Source organism: Streptomyces sp. NPDC101165, assembly GCF_044768135.1.
In the GTDB taxonomy this organism is placed as follows: Bacteria; Actinomycetota; Actinomycetes; order Streptomycetales; family Streptomycetaceae; genus Streptomyces.
The window spans coordinates 98693-118659 of record NZ_JBIWPG010000023.1; the positions used below are offsets into that span (position 1 = coordinate 98693).

General features: G+C 68.6%; 26 protein-coding genes and 1 tRNA gene. 6 read left to right on the forward strand and 21 right to left on the reverse strand.

The features are described from left to right. Positions 1 to 199: 199 nt before the first annotated feature. The 6 genes from thrB to ACIRVH_RS37680 all read right to left on the reverse strand — a co-directional run bounded on the left by thrB (position 200) and on the right by ACIRVH_RS37680 (position 7193). Positions 200 to 1117 (reverse strand): homoserine kinase, encoded by a 918-nt coding sequence (gene thrB / locus ACIRVH_RS37655; protein ID WP_403963332.1) that lies wholly within the window; start codon positions 1115 to 1117, stop codon positions 200 to 202. A gap of 282 nt (positions 1118 to 1399) precedes the next feature. Further along, positions 1400 to 2458, reverse strand: a complete 1059-nt coding sequence (thrC, locus tag ACIRVH_RS37660) for a threonine synthase (protein ID WP_403963334.1) — start codon at positions 2456 to 2458, stop codon at positions 1400 to 1402. A 6-nt stretch (positions 2459 to 2464) separates the two neighbouring features. Next, positions 2465 to 3757, reverse strand: coding sequence for a homoserine dehydrogenase (locus ACIRVH_RS37665; RefSeq protein WP_403963337.1), 1293 nt, complete (start codon positions 3755 to 3757; stop codon positions 2465 to 2467). 157 nt (positions 3758 to 3914) lie between these two features. Beyond that, positions 3915 to 5306, reverse strand: coding sequence for a diaminopimelate decarboxylase (gene lysA, locus ACIRVH_RS37670; RefSeq protein WP_403963340.1), 1392 nt, complete (start codon positions 5304 to 5306; stop codon positions 3915 to 3917). Positions 5307 to 5366: 60 nt separating this feature from the next. Continuing rightward, entirely contained in the window at positions 5367 to 6338 is a 972-nt protein-coding gene (nrtL, locus tag ACIRVH_RS37675; protein ID WP_403963343.1) for an ArgS-related anticodon-binding protein NrtL, read from the reverse strand. Between the two features lie 225 nt (positions 6339 to 6563). Beyond that, positions 6564 to 7193, reverse strand: a complete 630-nt coding sequence (locus ACIRVH_RS37680; protein WP_403963345.1) for a response regulator — start codon at positions 7191 to 7193, stop codon at positions 6564 to 6566. Positions 7194 to 7340: 147 nt separating this feature from the next. On the opposite strand from ACIRVH_RS37680, the gene ACIRVH_RS37685 reads away from it, so the two are divergent. Continuing rightward, positions 7341 to 7412 (forward strand) — tRNA-Arg (locus ACIRVH_RS37685). A gap of 340 nt (positions 7413 to 7752) precedes the next feature. After that, a complete protein-coding gene (locus tag ACIRVH_RS37690) occupies positions 7753 to 8223 on the forward strand; it encodes a GNAT family N-acetyltransferase (protein WP_403963348.1) in 471 nt (156 codons plus the stop codon). Positions 8224 to 8271: 48 nt separating this feature from the next. Here ACIRVH_RS37690 and ACIRVH_RS37695 read toward each other — a convergent pair whose 3' ends face one another. From ACIRVH_RS37695 to ACIRVH_RS37765, 15 genes are all read right to left on the reverse strand, one after another. Next, a complete protein-coding gene (locus tag ACIRVH_RS37695) occupies positions 8272 to 8817 on the reverse strand; it encodes a DUF6083 domain-containing protein (protein WP_403963351.1) in 546 nt (181 codons plus the stop codon). Positions 8818 to 8849: 32 nt separating this feature from the next. Then, the gene (locus ACIRVH_RS37700; RefSeq protein ID WP_403963354.1) at positions 8850 to 10223 is read right to left on the reverse strand and encodes a tyrosine-type recombinase/integrase; all 1374 of its coding nucleotides are present in this window, start codon (positions 10221 to 10223) and stop codon (positions 8850 to 8852) included. Beyond that, positions 10220 to 10393 (reverse strand): helix-turn-helix transcriptional regulator, encoded by a 174-nt coding sequence (locus ACIRVH_RS37705; RefSeq protein ID WP_403963491.1) that lies wholly within the window; start codon positions 10391 to 10393, stop codon positions 10220 to 10222. The genes ACIRVH_RS37700 and ACIRVH_RS37705 overlap by 4 nt, the downstream gene beginning before the upstream one ends. A gap of 11 nt (positions 10394 to 10404) precedes the next feature. Beyond that, entirely contained in the window at positions 10405 to 11796 is a 1392-nt protein-coding gene (gene repSA / locus ACIRVH_RS37710) for a replication initiator protein RepSA (protein WP_403963357.1), read from the reverse strand. A 30-nt stretch (positions 11797 to 11826) separates the two neighbouring features. Beyond that, positions 11827 to 12240: a hypothetical protein gene (locus ACIRVH_RS37715; protein ID WP_403963359.1), complete on the reverse strand. Its 414-nt coding sequence runs from the start codon at positions 12238 to 12240 to the stop codon at positions 11827 to 11829. Continuing rightward, the gene (locus ACIRVH_RS37720) at positions 12237 to 12473 is read right to left on the reverse strand and encodes a hypothetical protein (protein WP_403963362.1); all 237 of its coding nucleotides are present in this window, start codon (positions 12471 to 12473) and stop codon (positions 12237 to 12239) included. The genes ACIRVH_RS37715 and ACIRVH_RS37720 overlap by 4 nt, the downstream gene beginning before the upstream one ends. Further along, positions 12470 to 12676 carry a hypothetical protein gene (locus ACIRVH_RS37725; protein ID WP_403963366.1) on the reverse strand — a complete coding sequence of 69 codons (207 nt, stop codon included), beginning with the start codon at positions 12674 to 12676 and terminating at the stop codon, positions 12470 to 12472. The genes ACIRVH_RS37720 and ACIRVH_RS37725 overlap by 4 nt, the downstream gene beginning before the upstream one ends. Before the next feature lie 92 nt (positions 12677 to 12768). Beyond that, positions 12769 to 13086 carry a SpdD-like protein gene (locus ACIRVH_RS37730; protein WP_403963371.1) on the reverse strand — a complete coding sequence of 106 codons (318 nt, stop codon included), beginning with the start codon at positions 13084 to 13086 and terminating at the stop codon, positions 12769 to 12771. A gap of 24 nt (positions 13087 to 13110) precedes the next feature. Then, entirely contained in the window at positions 13111 to 13266 is a 156-nt protein-coding gene (locus ACIRVH_RS37735; protein WP_235460801.1) for a hypothetical protein, read from the reverse strand. Positions 13267 to 13283: 17 nt separating this feature from the next. Next, positions 13284 to 13487 carry a mobile element transfer protein gene (locus ACIRVH_RS37740; RefSeq protein ID WP_399726905.1) on the reverse strand — a complete coding sequence of 68 codons (204 nt, stop codon included), beginning with the start codon at positions 13485 to 13487 and terminating at the stop codon, positions 13284 to 13286. Between the two features lie 19 nt (positions 13488 to 13506). Beyond that, positions 13507 to 14172, reverse strand: a complete 666-nt coding sequence (locus ACIRVH_RS37745) for a DUF2637 domain-containing protein (RefSeq protein WP_403963376.1) — start codon at positions 14170 to 14172, stop codon at positions 13507 to 13509. Positions 14173 to 14250: 78 nt separating this feature from the next. Next, complete coding sequence (locus ACIRVH_RS37750; RefSeq protein WP_403963378.1) at positions 14251 to 14451, reverse strand: hypothetical protein; 201 nt, start codon at positions 14449 to 14451, stop codon at positions 14251 to 14253. After that, on the reverse strand, positions 14448 to 14654 hold the full coding sequence (locus ACIRVH_RS37755; RefSeq protein ID WP_403963381.1) for a hypothetical protein: 207 nt from the start codon (positions 14652 to 14654) through the stop codon (positions 14448 to 14450). The genes ACIRVH_RS37750 and ACIRVH_RS37755 overlap by 4 nt, the downstream gene beginning before the upstream one ends. Before the next feature lie 83 nt (positions 14655 to 14737). After that, positions 14738 to 16087: an FtsK/SpoIIIE domain-containing protein gene (locus ACIRVH_RS37760; RefSeq protein WP_403963384.1), complete on the reverse strand. Its 1350-nt coding sequence runs from the start codon at positions 16085 to 16087 to the stop codon at positions 14738 to 14740. Positions 16088 to 16092: 5 nt separating this feature from the next. Next, positions 16093 to 16440, reverse strand: a complete 348-nt coding sequence (locus ACIRVH_RS37765; RefSeq protein WP_399726890.1) for a hypothetical protein — start codon at positions 16438 to 16440, stop codon at positions 16093 to 16095. Positions 16441 to 16629: 189 nt separating this feature from the next. On the opposite strand from ACIRVH_RS37765, the gene ACIRVH_RS37770 reads away from it, so the two are divergent. The 4 genes from ACIRVH_RS37770 to ACIRVH_RS37785 all read left to right on the forward strand — a co-directional run bounded on the left by ACIRVH_RS37770 (position 16630) and on the right by ACIRVH_RS37785 (position 19406). After that, complete coding sequence (locus ACIRVH_RS37770; protein ID WP_403963387.1) at positions 16630 to 16950, forward strand: putative quinol monooxygenase; 321 nt, start codon at positions 16630 to 16632, stop codon at positions 16948 to 16950. Continuing rightward, positions 16947 to 18185 carry a helix-turn-helix domain-containing protein gene (locus ACIRVH_RS37775; protein WP_403963390.1) on the forward strand — a complete coding sequence of 413 codons (1239 nt, stop codon included), beginning with the start codon at positions 16947 to 16949 and terminating at the stop codon, positions 18183 to 18185. The genes ACIRVH_RS37770 and ACIRVH_RS37775 overlap by 4 nt, the downstream gene beginning before the upstream one ends. 255 nt (positions 18186 to 18440) lie before the next feature. Then, positions 18441 to 18833 carry a hypothetical protein gene (locus tag ACIRVH_RS37780; RefSeq protein ID WP_403963393.1) on the forward strand — a complete coding sequence of 131 codons (393 nt, stop codon included), beginning with the start codon at positions 18441 to 18443 and terminating at the stop codon, positions 18831 to 18833. A 3-nt stretch (positions 18834 to 18836) separates the two neighbouring features. After that, positions 18837 to 19406 carry a hypothetical protein gene (locus tag ACIRVH_RS37785; protein ID WP_403963396.1) on the forward strand — a complete coding sequence of 190 codons (570 nt, stop codon included), beginning with the start codon at positions 18837 to 18839 and terminating at the stop codon, positions 19404 to 19406. The last annotated feature ends 561 nt before the right edge of the window (positions 19407 to 19967 follow it).

Below are 19967 nucleotides of genomic sequence, written 5' to 3' on the forward strand. Positions count from 1 at the left end.
GGCCCGCTCAGTGCGCGCATACGGCGTACTGCCCAGGTACGACGCATGGAACACGGAGTGGCTCGGGAGGCTCCCGGAAGAAGGTCTGTCCCGGACGGGGACACGAAGCACCTCGCCATGGTGGGGTCGGGTGCAGACTTGAGGTTAACACTACCGGATCCAACAAACATTCCCCCTCTCCAAATCCGGCAACCGTGTGTCAGGGCGCAAGCGGCAGCACGCTCGCTCCCTGCGCATCCAGGCTCAGCCGGTTGGCGGCCCAGTCGGTGCCGGCCAGGGCTTCGACCTTGTCGGCGGTGCCGACGTCGGTCAGGGCCATGACGGTGGGCCCGGCGCCCGAGATGACAGCCGGGATCCCGTCGGCCCGCAGCCGCTCCACCAGCGCGGCGCTCTCCGGCATGGCCGGGGCGCGGTACTCCTGGTGGAGGCGGTCCTCGGTGGCGGGCAGCAGCAGCTCGGGGCGCCGGGTGAGGGCCTCGACGAGCAGGGCGGCACGGCCCGCGTTGGTGGCGGCGTCGACATGCGGCACGGTGCGCGGCAGCAGGCCGCGCGCGGTCTCGGTCAGAACCGGCTTCCCGGGCACGAAAACCACCGGAACGATGGAATCATTCGGCTCCATCCTGATCGCCCGGGCGGCGCCGGCCTCCATCCAGGACAGGGTGAAACCGCCGAGCAGGCAGGCCGCCACGTTGTCCGGATGGCCCTCGATCTCGGTGGCCAGCTCCAGCAGCGCGGCGTCGTCGAGCCGGGCCTCACCGCCTATGGTCACCGCGCGGGCGGCGACGATGCCGGCACAGATGGCGGCGGAGGAGGAGCCCAGGCCGCGGCCGTGCGGAATGCGGTTGGCACAGACGATTTCGAGGCCGCGGGGCTGTCCGCCGAGCAGGTCGAAGGCGGTGCGCAGGGAACGGACGAGCAGGTGGCTCTCGTCCCGGGGCAGGGTCTCGCTGCCCTCACCCGCGATGTCGATGTGCAGCCCGGAGTCGGCCACCCGGACGACGACGTCGTCGTACAGCCCCAGCGCGAGGCCCAGGGCGTCGAAGCCCGGACCGAGATTGGCGCTGGTGGCGGGAACGCGCACCCGGACGGCGGCGGCGCGGAACGCTGGACCGGCCATCGCTCGAAGACTCTCCTTGAGCTGCGTGACTGTCGAAAGACATCCGATGGATTCGAATGTCACCCGTTGGATTCAATGGACATTCGATGACGTACGAAGACCCTTCGGGGCGCGGTGACGGCGCGACCCCGTGCCCACACGCAGGGGCATATGCGGTAGGCGGATTCAGTACAGCCTATCGAAGGAAGGTTCTGCCGCGACATAGGGCGCACAGGAGGCGCACGATGCGTGTCGTAAGCCCCCTGTGCACCCTGACGCGGGTTACCCCTGCTCAGGCCGGTTTCAGGCCAGGCCGAGGCGCTCGGCCGCGGTGGTCGCGTCGACCGGCACGGTGACCGGCTGCGGGGCGCCGGCGACGGCCCAGTCGGGGTCCTTCAGACCGTTGCCGGTGACGGTGCACACGATGCGCTGTCCCGGGTCGACCTTGCCCTGCTCGGCGGCCTTGAGCAGACCGGCCACGGAGGCGGCGGAGGCGGGCTCCACGAAGACACCCTCCTGCGCGGCCAACAGCCGGTAGGCGCGCAGGATTTCACGGTCCGTCACCTCGTCGATGGCACCGCCGGACTCGTCCCGGGCGGCCAGGGCGTACTGCCAGGAGGCGGGGTTGCCGATGCGGATCGCGGTGGCGATGGTCGACGGGTCCTTGACGACCTCGCCGCGCACGATCGGGGCACTGCCGGAGGCCTGGAATCCCCACATGCGCGGGGTCCTGGAGGCGATGCCGTCGGCGGCGTACTCCTTGTAGCCCTTCCAGTAGGCGGTGATGTTGCCCGCGTTGCCCACCGGCAGGACGTGGATGTCGGGGGCGTCGCCCAGCATGTCCACGATCTCGAAGGCGGCCGTCTTCTGGCCCTCGATGCGCACCGGGTTGACCGAATTGACCAGCGCCACAGGGTAGTTCTCGCTCAGCTCGCGGGCGAGCGTGAGGCAGTCGTCGAAGTTTCCGTCGACCTGGAGGATCTTCGCGCCGTGCACGAGGGCCTGGCCCATCTTGCCGAGCGCGATCTTGCCCTGCGGCACGAGCACGGCGGAGACCATGCCCGCGCGGACCGCGTAGGCCGCGGCGGAGGCGGAGGTGTTGCCGGTGGAGGCGCAGATGACCGCCTTCGCCCCCTCCTCCTTGGCCCTGGAGATGGCCATGGTCATGCCGCGGTCCTTGAAGGACCCCGTGGGGTTGGCCCCCTCCACCTTGAGGTGGACCTCACAGCCCGTGCGCTCGGAGAGCACCTGGGCGGGCACGAGAGGCGTGCCGCCCTCGCGGAGCGTCACGACCGGCGTGGTGTCGGAGACCGGCAGCCTGTCCCGGTACTCCTCGATGATGCCGCGCCACTGGTGAGTCATTGCTGGTTACTCTCCTTCAACCCGCATGATGCTGGCGACACCCCGCACGGTGTCGAGCTTGCGCAGCGCCTCGACGGTCCCGGTGAGGGAGGCGTCGGACGCGCGGTGGGTGACGACGACGAGGGAGGCCTCGCCGTCCTTGCCCTGCTGCCGAACCGTATCGATCGACACCCCGTGCTCGGCGAAGACGGTCGCGACCTGGGCGAGAACACCCGGTTTGTCCGCGACGTCGAGGCTGATGTGGTACCGGGTGACGACCTCGCCCATGGGCGAGACGGGCAGGGCCGCGTACGCCGACTCACCGGGCCCCGTTGCGCCGTTGAGCCGGTTGCGGCAGACGGCGACGAGGTCGCCGAGCACGGCCGAGGCGGTCGGGGAACCGCCGGCGCCGGGGCCGTAGAACATGAGCTGGCCGGCCGCGTCGGACTCCACGAAGACGGCGTTGTACGCGCCGCGCACGGAGGCGAGCGGGTGGCTCAGCGGAATCATGGCGGGGTGCACGCGCGCGGTGACGGACGCCCCGTCCTTGGACCGCTCGCAGATGGCGAGCAGCTTGATGGTGCAGCCCATCTCCTTGGCGGAGCGGAAGTCGGCCGCGGTGACCTCGGTCATGCCCTCGCGGTAGACGTCGTCCAGGCGCACCCGGGTGTGGAAGGCGATGCCGGCGAGGATGGCGGCCTTGGCGGCGGCGTCGAACGCCTCGACGTCGGCGGTCGGGTCGGCCTCCGCGTAGCCCAGGGCGGTGGCCTCGTCGAGGGCCTCCTGGTAGCCCGCCCCCGTGGTGTCCATCTTGTCGAGGATGAAGTTGGTCGTCCCGTTGACGATGCCCATCACCCGGTTGATCTTGTCGCCGGCGAGGGACTCGCGCAGCGGCCGGATCAGCGGGATGGCACCGGCGACGGCGGCCTCGTAGTAGAGGTCCTTGCCGTGCGCCTCGGCGGCGGCGTGCAGGGCGGCGCCGTCCTGGGCGAGCAGGGCCTTGTTCGCGGAGACGACGGACGCCCCGTGCTCGAAAGCGGTGGTGATGAGGCCCCGGGCGGGCTCGATCCCGCCGATGACCTCCACCACGACGTCGATGTCGCCGCGTTTGACGAGGGCGGTGGCGTCGGTGGTGACGAGTTCCTGCGCAATGCCCTCACGGACCTTGGAGGGCCGCCGTACCGCGACTCCCGCCAGCTCCACGGGGGCGCCGATACGGGCGGCGAGGTCGTCGGCGTGCGTCGTCATGATGCGCGCCACCTCTGAGCCGACCACTCCACAGCCCAGCAGCGCCACCTTCAGCGGACGCGTACGCATCATCCGACCTCGTTTCCTCATACCGTCTACGGTTGGACCAGTCTCACTCACCGGACGGCGGTTTCTACCCTTCGTCCGGATCGTGAGACATCTATTTCATGTTGCCGGGACGACCGGACCGAAGAATCTCCGGTCCGTCATCCCTGTCGCTGTTTCTTTGTCACCCGACGTCGAGACGCAGGAGGTCGTCCTCCGTCTCGCGCCGGACGATGACCCGGGCCTTGCCGTCCTTCACGGCGATGACGGGCGGCCGGAGCACGTGGTTGTAGTTGCTGGCCATGGACCGGCAGTAGGCGCCGGTGGCGGGTACGGCGATGAGGTCGCCCGGCGCCAGGTCGGCGGGCAGGAACGCGTCCTTGACCACGATGTCCCCGCTCTCGCAGTGCTTGCCGACCACGCGGGCGAGCATGGGCTCGGCGTCGCTGGTGCGCGAGACGAGGGCGACGCTGTACTCGGCGTCGTACAGCGCGGTGCGGATGTTGTCGGACATGCCACCGTCGACGGAGACGTACGTCCGCAGCCCGTCGAGCGGCTTGACGGTGCCGACCTCGTACAGCGTGAACGCGGTCGGGCCCACGATGGCGCGCCCCGGCTCGACGGAGATCCGCGGAGTCCGCAGCCGGGCCGCGTCGCACTCCCGCGTGACGATCTCGGTGAGCGCCTTGGCGATCTCATGCGGCTCACGCGGATCGTCGTCGCTGGTGTAGGCGATACCGAGCCCGCCACCGAGGTCGATCTCGGGCAGCTCGACCCCGTGCTCGTCCCGGATGTCCTTCAGCAGCCCGACGACACGGTGGGCGGCGACCTCGAACCCGGACATGTCGAAGATCTGCGACCCGATGTGGCTGTGAATGCCGATCAGTTCGAGCCCGTCCAGCAGCAGGGCCCGCCGCACGGCCTCGGCGGCCTGCCCGCCCGCGAGCGGAATGCCGAACTTCTGGTCCTCGTGAGCGGTGGCGATGAACTCGTGGGTGTGCGCCTCCACGCCCACGGTGATCCGGATCTGCACCTTCTGCCGCTTGCCGAGCGACTCGGCGATGTGGGCGACGCGCACGATCTCCTGGAAGGAGTCGAGCACGATCCGCCCGACACCGGCCTCTATGGCCCGCTCGATCTCCTGGACCGACTTGTTGTTGCCGTGGAAGGCGATGCGCTCGGCGGGCATGCCGCCGGAGAGAGCGGTGGCCAGCTCCCCGCCCGAACAGACGTCCAGGTTGAGCCCCTCCTCGTGCAGCCACCGCACGACGGCACGCGAGAGGAAGGCCTTCCCGGCGTAGAACACGTCGGCGTCGGTACCGAAGGCGGTGCGCCAGGCGCGCGCCCGGCCGCGGAAGTCGGCCTCGTCGAGGATGTAGGCGGGGGTGCCGAACTCCTCGGCGAGCCGGGAGGCGGGAATCCCGGCGACGGTGAGGACACCGTCCTCGTCCCGGCCGACGGTCTGGGCCCACACCTTGGGGTCGAGGGCGTTGAGGTCGGCGGGCGGGGCGGAGTAGTGCCCTTCGGACAGGACGTCGGCGTGACGGGGCCCGGCAGGATGGGCGGAACGACTCATGACGTTGGCTCTCAGACTCTCTGTCTCGCTCCGGGGCTCATGCGTGTCGCTCTGAGTCCCTCAGAGGTGTTCGGGTGCGTCGATGCCGAGCAGGGACAGGCCGCCGGCCAGCACCGTCCCGGCGGCTTCGGCGAGGGCGAGCCGGGCACGGTGGGCGGCCGAGGGTTTCTCCTCGCCGCGCGGAAGCACGGTGGGCAGAAAGGGCAGGACGGCATCGGCGACGGTGACGAGATGCCGGGCAAGCCGGTCCGGGCCGCGATGGGTGGCGGCCGCGGTGAGAATACGCGGGTAGTCGGAGAGGGCGGCGAGAATCTCTCGGGCGTCGACAGGACCGGGTTCGGCGCCGAACCCGAGACGCCCGGCGTTACGGCTGACGGCCCGGACCCGGGCATGCGCGTACCGCACCCGGAACAGCGGATTGCTCTCCCGCTGCACGAGGTGGTCGGCGGTGATCCGGGGCCGGTCGTGCGGCGCGGGATGGAGCAGGGCCCACTGCGCGGCGTCGGCCCCGAGCGGCGCGGGATCCTCCGGCGCCGGAACCGGCCGCAGATTCACGGGCTCCCCGTGCTCGACCTCACACCGCCCGCCCTGTGTCCCGACGATCCGCACGACCGCGTCCGCGACGACCTCGGCGCGCACGTCGTACGGAACCCGAAGGACGACAACCTGCCCCTTGAGGGCCTCACTGTGCCCGTACCCGCCCCCGCACTCACGGATGTCCCGTACGACTCCGGCGGCGAGGTCGGCCTCCTCACCGAGGCTGATGTTGAGAAACCCGGGACCGGTGACGACGACGTCCCTGATCCCTTCAGACCCGACGAGATACGGCCGCAGAATCTCGGCGACCCGCAGCGGCGTCTCCTGGGCCGCCCGAGCGAGCTGCAGCGCGACGTTGGTGGCGTAGTCCCCACACCCCCCGGCCCCCGGCTCGGTCACGACGACCCGCTCCGGCACGGACACATGCAGCTCCCCCTGCTCGACGGCACGACGCACTGCGTGCACCACGGTGCGGGAGAGCTCGACGGGGGTCACGGGACAAGCGTAGGGGAGGTAGGGGGTGGGTATGCGAGCTGGTTTATGCCGGGTGGGTGGGGGTGGGTTGTGGGGGGGGTGGGAAGGGAGGTGGGCTATGGGGGATTCGGGTGGGGGTGGCTGGGGGGCGGTGGGACACCGTGGGGCTTGGTGGGACACCGTCGGACACCGTGGGGCTGGGGGGGCTCGGTGGGGCTCGGAGGGCCTCACTGGAACTCACCGGAACTATCCGCTGAAGGACACCCCATCGACCACGCCACCGGGCAGGCCGCCGCCGGCCACACCACCAGTCAGACCACTGGCAAAGCCACCCGTGGCCCCGCCACGAACGCCTCCACCAATCCCCCCACCACCCTCACCATCCCCGTCAATCTCCCCTTCACTCTCCCCATCACCTTCGCCTCGCGCTCCACTCCTACCCCCGGGCCGCCGCTCGATGAGGTGCTTGACGAGGCGAACGAGTTCCGCGGGTTCGAAGGGCTTGGCGAGGAAGGCGTCGACGCCGACGTCGAGGCCGGTCTCGACCTCGTACTGGGTACAGGCGCTGATGATGGCGAGGGGAAGATCATGCGTCCGCGGATCGGCCCGAAGCCGAGCGGCGGTCCGGAGCCCGTCCAGCCGGGGCATGACGACATCGAGGGTGACGACATCGGGCCGCACCTGATGCACCACATCCAGACACTCGGCACCATCGGCCGCGGTCACGACCTCAAGCCCCTCCAGCTCGAGGTTGACCCTGATCAGCTGCCGGATGACCTTGTTGTCGTCCACAACAAGCACCCGACCCGACGCGCCTGGCACAACTCGAGAGTAGGTCCAGACCGGCCACCGCGTCCGGGTTTTCCCCACTTCCAACCCCTGCGAGGGAGCTGGGCCACCCTGCCCTCGAACCCACCCCACTCCGACCAGGACACCCACCCCGGGAAACCCGTTCCTGATCACCCCACAAGACCTGCTAGGGTTCTACCCGTCGCCGCAAGCAAGAAGTTCAGCGCCCGACACGCCCCCGTAGCTCAGGGGATAGAGCAACGGCCTCCGGAGCCGTGTGCGCAGGTTCGAATCCTGCCGGGGGCACCCTTTATGAGGTGCCCAAAGACCCCGCCATCAGCGCTTTAGCTGAGAACGGGGTCTTCGCGTATGTGCAGCCATATGCAGCGCTGAGCGGCCCTAGGACACGGTCTGTGGACTATTTGTGGACAGGATCTTGGAGTGTCTGTCCAGGTCAAAGCAGCTACCTCCGAGCGGACACAGCCCGGCGTGCCAGTCCCGCTCCAGAGCCACTGCGCCGAATACGCTGCGAAGACGTTCAACCTGACGTCCTTGACATTGCGTGCACGCAACGGACTGACGCGCGGCGGCGGCTCTTCGCATCGGCCCGGATGGCGCAGCAGACGGATGCAGGAAGGGGTGTGGCATGAGGTCCCCAGACGTACACCTGCGGGAGATCACCGACGACAACCGGGATGCCGTTCGTGCCCTCCGCGTCCGACGTGACCAGAAGCAGTTCGTCGCCTCCGTGTCCAAGTCGCTCAAGGAGGCGGCAAAGAAGCCGGAGGCCAATCCCTGGTACCGCGCCGTGTACCGCGGCGACGAGCCAGTCGGCTTCGTGATGCTGGCGTGGAAGCCGCCGGCTGGTCCTTACAAGGGGCGGCACTTCATCTGGCGCCTCCTCGTCGACAAGCGGCACCAGAGGCGAGGGATCGGCCGAGAGGCACTCACGCAGATCGTCGCCCTGGTTCGCGCGGACGGCGCCGCCGAGCTGCTGACCAGCTACGATCCCGGCGAGGGCGAACCTTGGCCCTTCTACCAAAAGTTCGGGTTCGAGCCTACGGGCGAGATCGACGACGGCGAGATCGTTCTGCGGCTGCCCTTCCCTGCTCGGTGAGCTCATACGGGTAGCGGCGGACGGCTTCATGTCTGCCTTAAGGGACCGTTACCCCGCATCCGGCCATTCCTCCGGAGGCTCTGGCGGCTCCGTGTCAGCCTGCCGCTCCACTCGCCGACCGTTCTCCACTCGCAGCGTCGTCAACCACGGCCAGAGATCCGGCTGCGGTTGCGCCGAGCAGGCCAGCCGGTGCTCGATACGGCACCGTTGAAACGGATCCGGCGGACACACCCCGTAGACGGTTACCCGACCGTCGGAGAGCTCGATCCACCGATGCTCCGCTGGCACCGTATGTGCCAGCGGAGTCATGTCCGGCTCAAGCAACACCCAGTCCTGCTCCAGCGTTGCCACGCGATCCGCCGGCAGGCCGCAGTACAGGCAGCGGGACTGCCCACCTCCCAGCCTGCGCGGTCCCTCTTCTAAAACCCCCATATCGTGAGGGTCGGCAGCCCGACGGCGTTTGCGTAGACCGCGAACTGGACGGGACGCCTGCGACCCTCGTCCATCTGTGAAATGGGACGCGCCCCGGCAGGTGCAACTAGCAACCACCGGCCGAAGGCACGCGGCCGAGACACGACGAAGCCCCCGGCCCATGCGGGCTGGGGGCTAACGGCCCATGTGCGAGATCACTCGTATTCGCGCAACAACTCTTCGATCTTGCGGTTGGCAATCTCCTGACGTCCATCGATGCATTTGGCATAGCGGCCCAACAGGACCTCAACACTGTTGCCAGCCCGTTCGGCAACCTCGGTCGGGTCCACCCCGGAGTTAAGCCAGGTCGACAGGGCCGAGTGTCGGAGGTCGTACGGCCGGGCGGCGAGTGGAGAGGCGACCGCGGCCGGCGGGAGCGCCAGCGCCCGAGCCTCCTGCCACACGCGGTAGTAGGTCGAGGAGCCGACCACTCCCCCACGTTCGTTCGTGAACAGTCGCCCGTCCTCCGCGCTGCCGAAGGTGTCGAGGTGCTGCCGAAGGATGGCGACGAGCTGGGGCGGGACGGGCACGAGCCGCACCTCTTCGGCCGGCCTGTTCTTCAGGCCGCGGTCGTCGTGGGTCTCGCCGGAGTCCGTCCACTGCTTGCCAACACTGGGACGCGTGCGGTTCAGCAGGGCTGTCCCCCAGCCGGTCTCCGGCAGCTTCAGGTCTGCTCTGGTCAGGCCGACTGCCTCAGCAGGGCGTAAGGCGCCGTAGTACATGCAGGCGAACAGGCCGACGAGTCGACGACCACGCGCCCGACCGTAACCGCCGATGTACGAGACCGCGGTCAACAGGGACCGAGCCTGCTCCGGATTGGCGACTACGCGGGGATCAACTTCCCCGGCCACCTTCGGCTTCTTCCAGCGAATGGCGGTGATCGGGTTCTCCTTGAACTCCCCAAGATCCACCGCGTAGTGCAGCGCGTTGACGAGCGTCCGACGCTTACGCCGAACCGTCTCCGCGGCCGCCGCCGTCCCGTCGAGCTTCAGCTTGAGCGAGTCCAGGACCGCCCGACCGATAGCAGCGTCACCAAGGTCAGACAGAGGCCGCGAAGCCTTTACGACCCAATGCAGAGTGTTCGCGATCTCGGTCGGCAACTCGCGATCACCGGGACCGGGCAAGACAAAGGCCCAGTTACGCAGCACCTTCCTGAGCAGATCGTCCGAGGGCCGCCCCGGACGATCGTCGAGGAGGGCCATGGTTACGGCGGTCAGCGACTCATTGATCCCGTTGCGCGTGTTCGGCGCCGCGTGCGGCCACTTCATGGCGAGGTACTTCAGAGCGAAGACGTACCAGGTGGCCGAAGAAGCCTTTTCGACCATCGAGTCGGGCAGCCCGGTGACCGTGTCGAACTCTTCGCCGTCCCGCGCAGCGCGGAGAAGCTTGGCACGGTAGTGGTCCGCAAGCCCCTTGGTACGAAACTGATCGGAGAACACGTTGCCGGCAACGGTCCATCTGACGTCATAGGACGACTTCTTGGTGTTCCTCTTACGAACGCCCCAGACCTTCACGTCGAGAGACCTCATGCCGTGGCCCTCTCACGGGCATTCAGCCATGCGTTGAAGTCACTGCGCCACACGCGCCATTCGCCGTTGGGCAACTTGAAGGCCTGCGGCGCCACCCCGAGCTCCTGCCAGCGGTAGAAGGTCCGACGTGAAATGCCCTTGAGTTCGGTACAGACCTCCAGCACAGTCATCAACTCGTCTTTCACGTCAACGCTCCCTCCTGGACGAGTTGGTCTTGTAGGGCTTCGCGGGCGGTTTCGCGGTTGAGCTGGAGGTCGCGGGCGATGGTCGCGGCGAGGGCGGATTCGCCGGGGGTGTGGCCGTGACCGGCGTACTGCCAGTCGGCCAGGACGAGGACGGTGTCCGGCTCGCGATCGTCCAGGCCGAGGGCTTCGCGTTCCTGAGTGGCCCGGTAGTCGGCGCGTACCTGCCGGAGAGCTCCAAGAGTGGTGGAGTAGCGGCGGGACTTCGACGAGAAGTGGCCGCGGAAGCCGAGCATGTGTGCCCAGGCCCACAGGCGTCGGTCCGGGTACAGCGCGTCGAGGTCCCAGCATGCGGTGATCAGGCGGCGAGCGTGGTCGGGAACGCCGTGGCGGTCGAGCTCGGCGAGCTCACCGATCCGGCGGTCGAGGGTGCCGGTGTTCTCGGCAGCTTTGGTGGCGTACTTGGCGACGTAGGAGGCCACGGCCTGTTCGGTGAGGTCGGAGCCGTCGCCGAAGGCCTTCACGGGGTGGATGTCGAGTTCCCTGCCCCAGCGAAGCGTGCGGGCGGGTTGGTCGCCGGTCGCAGGAATACGCCGGCTGGTGTACGAGTGCCGGACGGCGGCCCGGATGGCATTAGTGAGCAGGTCAACACTCGCCCAGGAGGGCGGTGTCGAGTCGGCTCCGTCGGGTCCGTCGAGGCGGATCACGGCGTGGAAGTGGATGGCGCCGCGTTTCTGGAATTCGGCGACCTTGCCGTAGGAGACCCGGCAGGCCTCGGAGAGTTCGCGCTGAGTGAGGCCGGCGCGCTTGGCGATCTCGCGGCGGAGCCGGTTGGTGAAGCGCTGCCATAAGTCGCCGGCGTGGTTGTTGAACAGCACCGCACCGGCGTAGTCGTAAGCGTCCGGATCAAGGGCGGTGCCAAGGACGGGATCGTCCTCGCGGTGGTGACGGCCGCAGCCACAGTGTCCGTGGTCGGGCCGGTTGTGGACCGGGCCGAACGAGGGTGCGGTGAGGGTGGCGAAGACACGGGGGTGGTCCCGAACGGTGGCGGGGACGTCCCGGCGATCGTCCCCGGCGAGCCCGGCCCGGATGAGGTGGTAGGTGTCGCCGGCGTAGGTGTAGGCGCAGGAGGGGCAGCGGGAGGCGCGGCGGTTGCCACAGGCGATGCGCAGCCGGCCGCCCGGTTCCCCGTGAGTGGTGTAGCGGTGGAGGGTCTCGCCGGTGGTCTTGTCGACGCGGACCGTCCAGCCGCGCAGGTGGATGGGGTCGGCGCAGCCGCCAGTGCGATGGATCTGATGTTGCCAGCGGTCGAAGTCGGGAGCGGAGGCCACCCGCAGCAGGTCACCGAGGGTGGTCGGATCAAGGCCGGCCAGCGTGGCTGTCTCGGTCATGCGAACACCTCCAGTCCGCGCGGGCCGAGGTCAGGCATGGGCTGCCTCCCGCACCAGGTCGAGGAGGTCGGCGGTTGGGGTCCACAGGCCGCGGGCGCCGGACCAGGACACGGGGCGGTGCAGGCGACGGACGTCGGTGAGGTGCCAGTGCCACTGTCCGGGGGCGGACCACAGGGTGCACATGCCGTCGTCTTCGTGGCAGTCGTCCAGGCGGGCCCAGCCGAGAACGGCGCCGGCCGGCTGAGGGCGGTGCAGGAAGGGGCGGGCCATGACCGCGTACCTGGCGGCGGGGTCGATCGTGACGCCGGCGTGGATGAGCAGCCAGCCGCGGTAGTCGGTGGCCCAGCGCCGGTTGTCGATCCGCTTGGTGCCGTACGCAATGGCGGACGCCCACGGCTGCCATACGGTCAGGGCGCGGACCTCGACGGGTTTGCGGTGGGTCATTCGGCCACCCCCGGCGTGTCGTCGTCCAGGGCATCCAGCAGGCCGGCTGCCTCGGTGGCTGCCGCGGCGAGATTGCGCAGGGCCTCGGAGGCGCCGGTGGTGGCGAGCAGTGCGATCTCGACGGAGTCGCCCTCGATGCGGAGGCTGACGAAGGGGTAGGCGCGGTCCGCGAAGGGGGTGACGCGGTAGCGGGTGTCCGGCTCGATGTGGGCCGAGGTGGTCAGAGTCTTCACGCGGCCACCTCGACATCCGCGGTGGTCAGACGCGGGCGGAGGGACACGGTGCCGGCACCGTGGCAAGTGCCGCAGTCGACGCGGAGCAGGACGCGGGTGCCGTCGCGGTGGCGGATGCCGGCGGGTACGACGGCGGTGGCGAAGCCGTCGCAGTTCGGGCAGATCCGCGTGGTTGTGATCGTGGCCGGGTTGGGGCCGGGCATGATGGAGGTTCCTTCCGGTTCTTTTGGATCGGAGAGGGGCACGGCGCCCGGGCGGCGGAGACTTGGCGGTTTCAGGGCCGCCCGGGGGCCGGTCAGCGTCGCTTCGCGTCGGAGGCGACCAGGGAGCGCAGGACGACGGCGCACACGGCGACCGAGGCACCGGTGATGGCGACCGCGAGGAACATGGAGACCAGGACGGCGCCGACGACCAGGACCACGAACGTGCCGCCGCCGAGGAGGGCGATCACGGTGCCCGAGGTGAGCTGGATCGTGGGCTTGGACGCCGCCGGCGCGACCGGGACGGGCGGCGGGGTCTGAGCGGCCGGGATGGTGGTGGTCGGCGCGACCACGGCGGGCGGGGTGGTCTGCCCGGTCGGTGTGGGCATGGTCGGGATCTTCGGGCGGAGCATGAGTCAACTCCCGTCTGCAGGGGATTACTTGACGAATGGGTCGATGGCCGGGGCAAGGAGGCTGTTGGCGAGGATGTAGCCGCCGATCAGCAGGACGATCACAAGCCAGAGCGGCGGGCGGGCGAGCTTGACGCCGGCCACGGCGATGCAGGCGATGAAGAACCACAGGGGCACGGACACGGTGTGAGTCCTTTCGGCTAGTGCCTGCTCTTGATCCGGCAGCGGTGGCCCTTGGCCGCCACGCACACGGCGCCGTAGTTGGTGTATTCGGACGACCAGCCGCACTGATCAGCGGTGCAGGAAGCGACGTAGCCCTTCTCGCCGTTCTTTGTGAGGGCGCGGCCGATCTCGACCGGGCCGTAGCGGGCGAGGCGTTCGAAGAGGAAGAACCGGTGTCCCATCGGTCTATGCCCTTTCTGATCAGGTGAGTTGGGCGGCGATGGCGGCTGCCATGGGCGCAGGGACGCCGAGGCGGGCGCGCAGCGTGTCGGGGTCGATCTCGTTGCCGGTGCGGGTGCGGTGGTCGTCTGCGACCTTGCGGGCGTGGGCGACCAACGCGGGCGGCACTGACGTGGCTGGAGCGGGCTCGGCGGGGGCCGGGTCGGCGGCAGGCAGGGCCGGAATGCCGTCGACGGGAGGAACCGTGGCCGGCTCCGACTCAGGTGTCGGGGTGGCTGCACGTTCGACGTCCAGGACGGAGGCCGTGGGCACCGCCGGGTCGGTGGGCGGTTCGGCGGCGTGGACGAGCAGGGTGCCGCCGAGGAAGGCGAGTGCGGGCCAGCCGGCAACGCCAAGGCGGAGCAGGGCGGGCGGGTGAGCAAGGTCGAGGAAGCCGGCGGTAGCGATGTTGGCGCCGAGCGAGGAGACCAGGGCGATCAGGAACCAGCACCAGGCCAGGCTTGAGTGCTGTGCCCGCAGTCGGCGCCAGGCGGAAACCATAAGCAGGTCGACGGAGATGGGGTAGGCCCAGGCTTTCCAGCCGGACTGTCCGGCCGCGGCGGCAATGTCGTGCAGGTGCGCGAAGGACAGGGCTCCGGCGATCACGGCTTGGACAAGCAGGACGACGGACCAGATGGAGCGGGTCATGGTCTTCACCTCCTTTGCGGAGAGCTGGGCCAGGGCCGGGCGGGGAGCGGTGTCCGACCGCCCAGCCCCGGCGGGCGTTCAGCCGGTCGGGCTTTCGCCGGTGCCCCAGCAGGTCAGGCACAGACCGGTCTGCCGGTCGTCGGTGGCGCGACCCTTGCGGGTGCCGACCTTGACGGCTTCGGTGACCTCGCCGGTGCCGTCGCAGTTCTGGCACTTCGCCGGCTTGGGCGGAGCCGTCTTACGGCGGGCAGCGGGCTTCTTCGCGGCGGGCACGGTCACCGCCCCTCTCCGGGGTACTCGGGACCCTCGTTCGGGTCGTAGCCGGGCGGGAACGTCCCGGGCGGAGGCTCGGGCAGTGAGGCGGCGAGGGAGGAGCCGACGATCTCGATGAAGTCGATGTCGGCTCCGGCGGTGTCGCCGTAGAGGGCGAGCTGACCGAGCATCCGGACGGTGCGGGTGAAGTCCTCGCAGTCGGGACACATAGCGGGCTTGCTCCCTTCGTGAGGCATGGCTCGGGTAGGGACCTGGCGCGAGACGGTCACGCCGACCGTGGAACGGGGCGAGCTCAGGCGGCCTTGACCACCGCAGGCGCCTGGACGGGGGCGAGATCCACCAGCGGTCGGAAGCGGGCCAGCTCCGGAAGATCCGGCGTCAGGTCGGCATGCCGGTTGCAGGCAGTCACGGCCTCGCGCATCGAGGTGTAGGCGGAACGGATGCGCGTCCACTCGCCGCTGGAGTAACCGACCACGGCCATGCCAGGCCGGTCGTTGCGGATCTGCGTGGCGGCGAACACCGCGTGCGGGGAGACGTCCCCGAAAGCCATCTTCGAGCTGGACTCGTCGTTGACCCTGTGGGACATCCGGCCGGTGAGTTGAGCGCGGAGCATGGTGATGCCGTCGCCGAGCTCGGAGCCGAAGCGCTGGCCGTAGATGTCGACGAAGATGCCGGCAGCGCGGCCAAGCTGGGCCAGCCGGACCAGGGCTACCACGGCCCGCTCCCGACGCTTCTTCTCCGCGGTAGTGGTGAACAAGGCCAGTTCGGCGATCTCATCGATAGTGAGGACCACGGGCACCGGGCGCAGGTCCTCGGGCAGACCCCAGATGTCCGCGGTGATCTCAGCATCCGGAGTGTCCGCACTGACCCGCTGCTCGCGGCGGATGATCTGATAGATCCCCTCCATGCGCGCCACCAGGGCCTCAAGGAGATCGGCGGCATCGTCGGGATTGTCGGCCAGGCCCGAGAACCGACGTGCCAGCGGGGCGAGTTCCACTCCGTTCTTGCAGTCGATGCCGACCAACGCAACATGCTGGGCAGCGAGTTCCTTGATGACCTGGCGCTGGGTGACGGACTTGCCGGAGCCGACCGCCCCCAGGGTGATCGAATGCGGTGTCTGCCTGTAGTCGCGGTAGTGGACCGAGCCGTCCTCGCGCAGCGCCACCGGGATGCGCAGCTCGCTGCGGTCGACGCGGGCGGGCATCTGCACCCGCTTGAGCACGTCGTAGCCGGTCATGGCGATTTCGACGGTGCCGGGTTTGATCTCGCGGGAGGTGACCTGGTGGACGCCGAAGGCGTGCCGCAGCCGGTCGACCGCGGCCGAGTAGTCGAAGGCATCCTGACCAGGCCGCATCCGGATGCGCAGCCGCAGACCGGTCCGGGTCGGCTTGATCCACAGAAGCCGGGGAACCCGCTGCCGCGGGGTCTCCCAGTTGAACCAGCGAGCCAGGGTCAGCCGGAACCGCGAGGCGGCGACCGTCAGGTCACAGGCGTCCATCACGGACGCGTACCGGATGCGGACCTTGAGGGTGGCGAACAGGACGCCGAAGGTCATCCAGTACCAGGCGGGTCGCCGCCACCGCAGCAGCAGCGCCAGTCCGACCAGGACCGCTAACGCGGCGACGATCAGCAGCTTTGCCATGGTGTTCAGCTCTTGCCGTTCGAGCCGGCCGGGGTGAGCTGCTTCGCGGCAACCGCAATCGCGCGGTAGGAGATGCCGTGCCCGAAGTCGTTCTCCCACGGGCGGGCCACCAGCCCCGGGAGCTCAACCGGCATGCCCGCCACGAGGTCCGGCTGGATGCCGTCCTCGGCAACCACGATCGTCACCGCGTCCGGACGGCCGTCCACAATCACGGCGACGCTGACGTTGTAGAGCACCTGGCCCGACTGCCGATCCGTGGCGACCTCACCGGTCTCACGGTTCTTGACCTTCTTCTCCGGGACCTGGATCAGCATGACCGTCATCGCGGCCGTGTCCACGGGGATCTGACGCATGATGGAGTCTCCCTGTTGGGACGAGCCCCGGGCAGCGTTGTGATCTTGGCGGATGGCACGCAGCCCGGGGCGGCTTGTTGTCCGACACCACCGAAGGTACTCACAGAAAAACTGCGGGTCAACAGAAAAACTGCGACTAGTAGCAGAACTCCGAGTCTGCGAGACTGAGCGCAACGAGAAGGAGGAACTGTGAGCAACTTTGGGCTCTTCGTCCGCTTCACGCTGCGCGATGGTGCAGGAGAGGCGTTCGACGCTCTGGTCCGAGAGACCGCCACAGGGATCCGTGCGCACGAGCCCGGCACGCTGGTGTACGCCTGCCATGAGGTGGAGGGTGCGCCGAATGAGCGAGTCTTCTTCGAGCTGTACGCCGACCATGCCGCCTTCGAGGAGCATGAGCGTCAGCCGCACACTCGCCACTTCCTGACAGAGCGCAACAAGTACGTCGAGAAGACCGAGGTTGATCGCCTTCAGCCGTACACCGGCAAGTACCCCACCGGGGCCGAGAAGTGAGCGATTCCGAGACCAGGACCGTCGGTCAGCGGGTTAGGGAGCTGCGCAGAGCCGCCGGCATGTCACAGAGCGACCTTGCTGCGGCGATGGGACGTTCCGAGAGCTGGGTTTCGCAGGTAGAACGCGGCGTACAGCCTGTTGAGCGGCTGTCGATCCTCCAGGGTCTAGCCGATGCTCTCAACGTGTCCGTGCGAGATGTCCGGCCCGATGCCGCCCCAGCCGAGGAGGCCAGGGCGGAGGAGGAGCAGCCGAAAAGCAACGACCTCGACGGCCTGCGCGTAGCCCTTACTGGGCATCCAGCCCTGGGCAGTCTCTTTCAGCAGGCCCCGGCCGAACCGACACCGTCGCTCGCAGACTTCGGTCGACGAGTGGAAGAGGCATGGACGCTTGCACACGCGTCGAGCTACGCAGCCCTGAGCGATCATCTTGCCAAGCTGCTCCCACTCATCGAAGCAGCCGTACGGCACGCTCCCGCCTCTGAGCGCGCAGAACTGCACCTGTTGCGGGCCAAGGCGTACCAGGTGGCCGCGGCAAGCTTCACCCGCCAAGACCAGGCCGATGCGGCATGGGTCGCGGCTGATCGAGCCCTGGAGGCGGCCGAACTCGCCGGCCAGCCGTTGGAGGTTGTCGCGAGCCTGTTCCGCATGGCGCACGCCTTCATGCGGCAGCAGCACATGGAGCAGGCCGAGCAGGCAGCAAGGTCCGCTGTATCCGTCATGGCCCCAAGGGCAGAGGCCCCGGCATGCCCGCCGCAAGAGCTCTCTCTACTGGGTGCCATGAACCTGGTCCTCGCGGTGATCAATGCGAGGGAAGGCAACCGAGGGCGGACCCATGAGCACATTGAACGAGCACGTGCGATCGCGGCGCGATTGGGTGAGGACCGCAACGACTTCGACACGGAGTTCGGGCCGACGAACGTCGAGATCCACGCCGTAAGCACGGCCGTGGAGTTGGGAGACGCCGGACTTGCTCTGGAAGTGGCCCAGCGGGTTGACGCATCGGGTCTCTCCCCGGAGCGGCAGTCACGTTTCCTGCTTGACGTGGCGCGAGCACACGCGCAGCGGCGACACGTCGGCGAGGCCACAGCCGCGCTCTTGGAAGCCGAGGCTCTGGCGCCCGAGCAAATCCAGGATCACCACTTGGCCCGCGAGGTCATCCGCGACTTGCTCCAGCTTTCGGGCCCTCGCATCCCTGAGTCCCTGCGCGACTTGGCCGAGCGGAGCCCTGTCGTCTAGACGAGCGAGACGACGAGGATTCAGAGCTCAGGCACAGCGTCTGTCAGGCTAGGACCCCTATTGACGAGTTGACGAGATCAGCCCGACACCGGTTGTCCTGTCGGCATGATCTATCTGTGCAAGCAGAAGTGATAGCCGGATGGATCGGTGGACTGGCGGGGCTTGGCGGCGCGGTTATCGGCGCACTCGCCTCCACGGGGTGGGCTGATCTGGCAACAACGACGTGACGCTCAGCGGGCCGAGGATGCCTATCGGTTGACGCTTGCAGAGACGACGGCAGACGAGATCACTGCGGTGGCATTTGAGATCGAGAAGCATGCGGAAAGCATGCCGTCCAGAGGCAGCGCGCAGAGCATCGAGGCGACGTGGGGCGAGAAGCAAGATGCCTTGACCAGGCGATTGCAAGAGCTGTCCCTGCGGATGCCAGATGCGCAGCTCCGCAGCCGCATCGACGACGCGTGCGCGCTACTGAGCAACTGGTCGTTCTTCCGCGCGCACGGCAGGACTCGATTCGCGGACGCCGTGTGTTGGGGCGTCCGGGAGGACATGGGGGCTGTCATCCGTCGGGAACCTTCGCCCGCCACCAACTGGAGAGTCGAAGCCCTCCAGACTTTCGCTGACGAGTCGATGAGCGCTGGGAGCGAGTAGCAGGTGGAGGCAGAGGTATCGGCAGGCCTGATTGGTCTGGTGGGGGCAGTTGTCGGTGCGGGCGGAGCGCTCCTGGGTGGATGGCTTCAGCAGCGCCATCAGACGAAGGTGACACGGGAACAGCAGGCAGCAGCACGAGCCAGCCTCTTGGAGGAGCGCGGTCGAGCCGCAGGAGAGAAGGCCCTGTCCGAGCTATATGCCCTCCGAAGGCACCTGAAAGACTGCGAGCTGAGGCCTGTTGCCGAAGAGCGGCAGCCCTGGCGCGTCATCGCGCGGGCCTTCATCGACGACGCCGAACTGGCGGTCATGCTGATGCCGAAAGCGGGAGAGGTTCAGTCCCGGATCGCGGACGCAGCGGGACTGATCACGGAGACCCTTGTGATCGGCCGGGACGAGGCGCGAGCGATGACGGATCGAGAGCATCGCACGCACATCCACAGGTGCCTTGCCGGGACTCTGGAGGCCATCGAGGCGCTGTCCGCCTTCATGCGGGGAGACGCGCTCCCTGAGCCCGGCCGGCTCCTCCACAGACACATCACACAGAACCAGCAGCCGCCCACAAGCCCGTCATGAGGCCCGCCAGCTAGCGCATCCGAGAGTGCGCGCCAGTTGGACACGTACGTCTTTCTTAAGGCCCCAACGCCTCTAGGGACCGGCGCCTTGTCGTGTCCCAGTTGATGGTTGACAGGTTGTCGTCGAGTGATGCTTGACGTCAGCCCTAGACGATCAAGTGACGAAACGGCGCGGTAGAACTTTCCCTACTTCATCAAGGCTCGCTTCGCTCGCTCGTCTGGCGGCCGACGGCGCTCTTCGATCATCGCCAACCCGACCGCCGCACACTCCGCCCAAACGCATCAATGGCCGCTTCCGGCCCGCATGCCAACGCCACCACGATCCGGCCTCGGGAGGGGAAAGACGCAACAGCGGTCGGACCTCAACGCCCCGCTTCTGGGGCCATCACGCACCCCTTTCCACCCGGTTGCCTACATCAAGTAGGTCGGATCAACCGAGGGCCGCGCAAGCGCGGCGGGGGGGGGGCGGGGGGGGGGGGGCGGCCCCCCCCCCCGGCCCCCCCCCCCCCCCCCCCCCCCCCCCCCCCCCCCCCCGCCCCCCCCCCCCCACCCCCCACCCCCG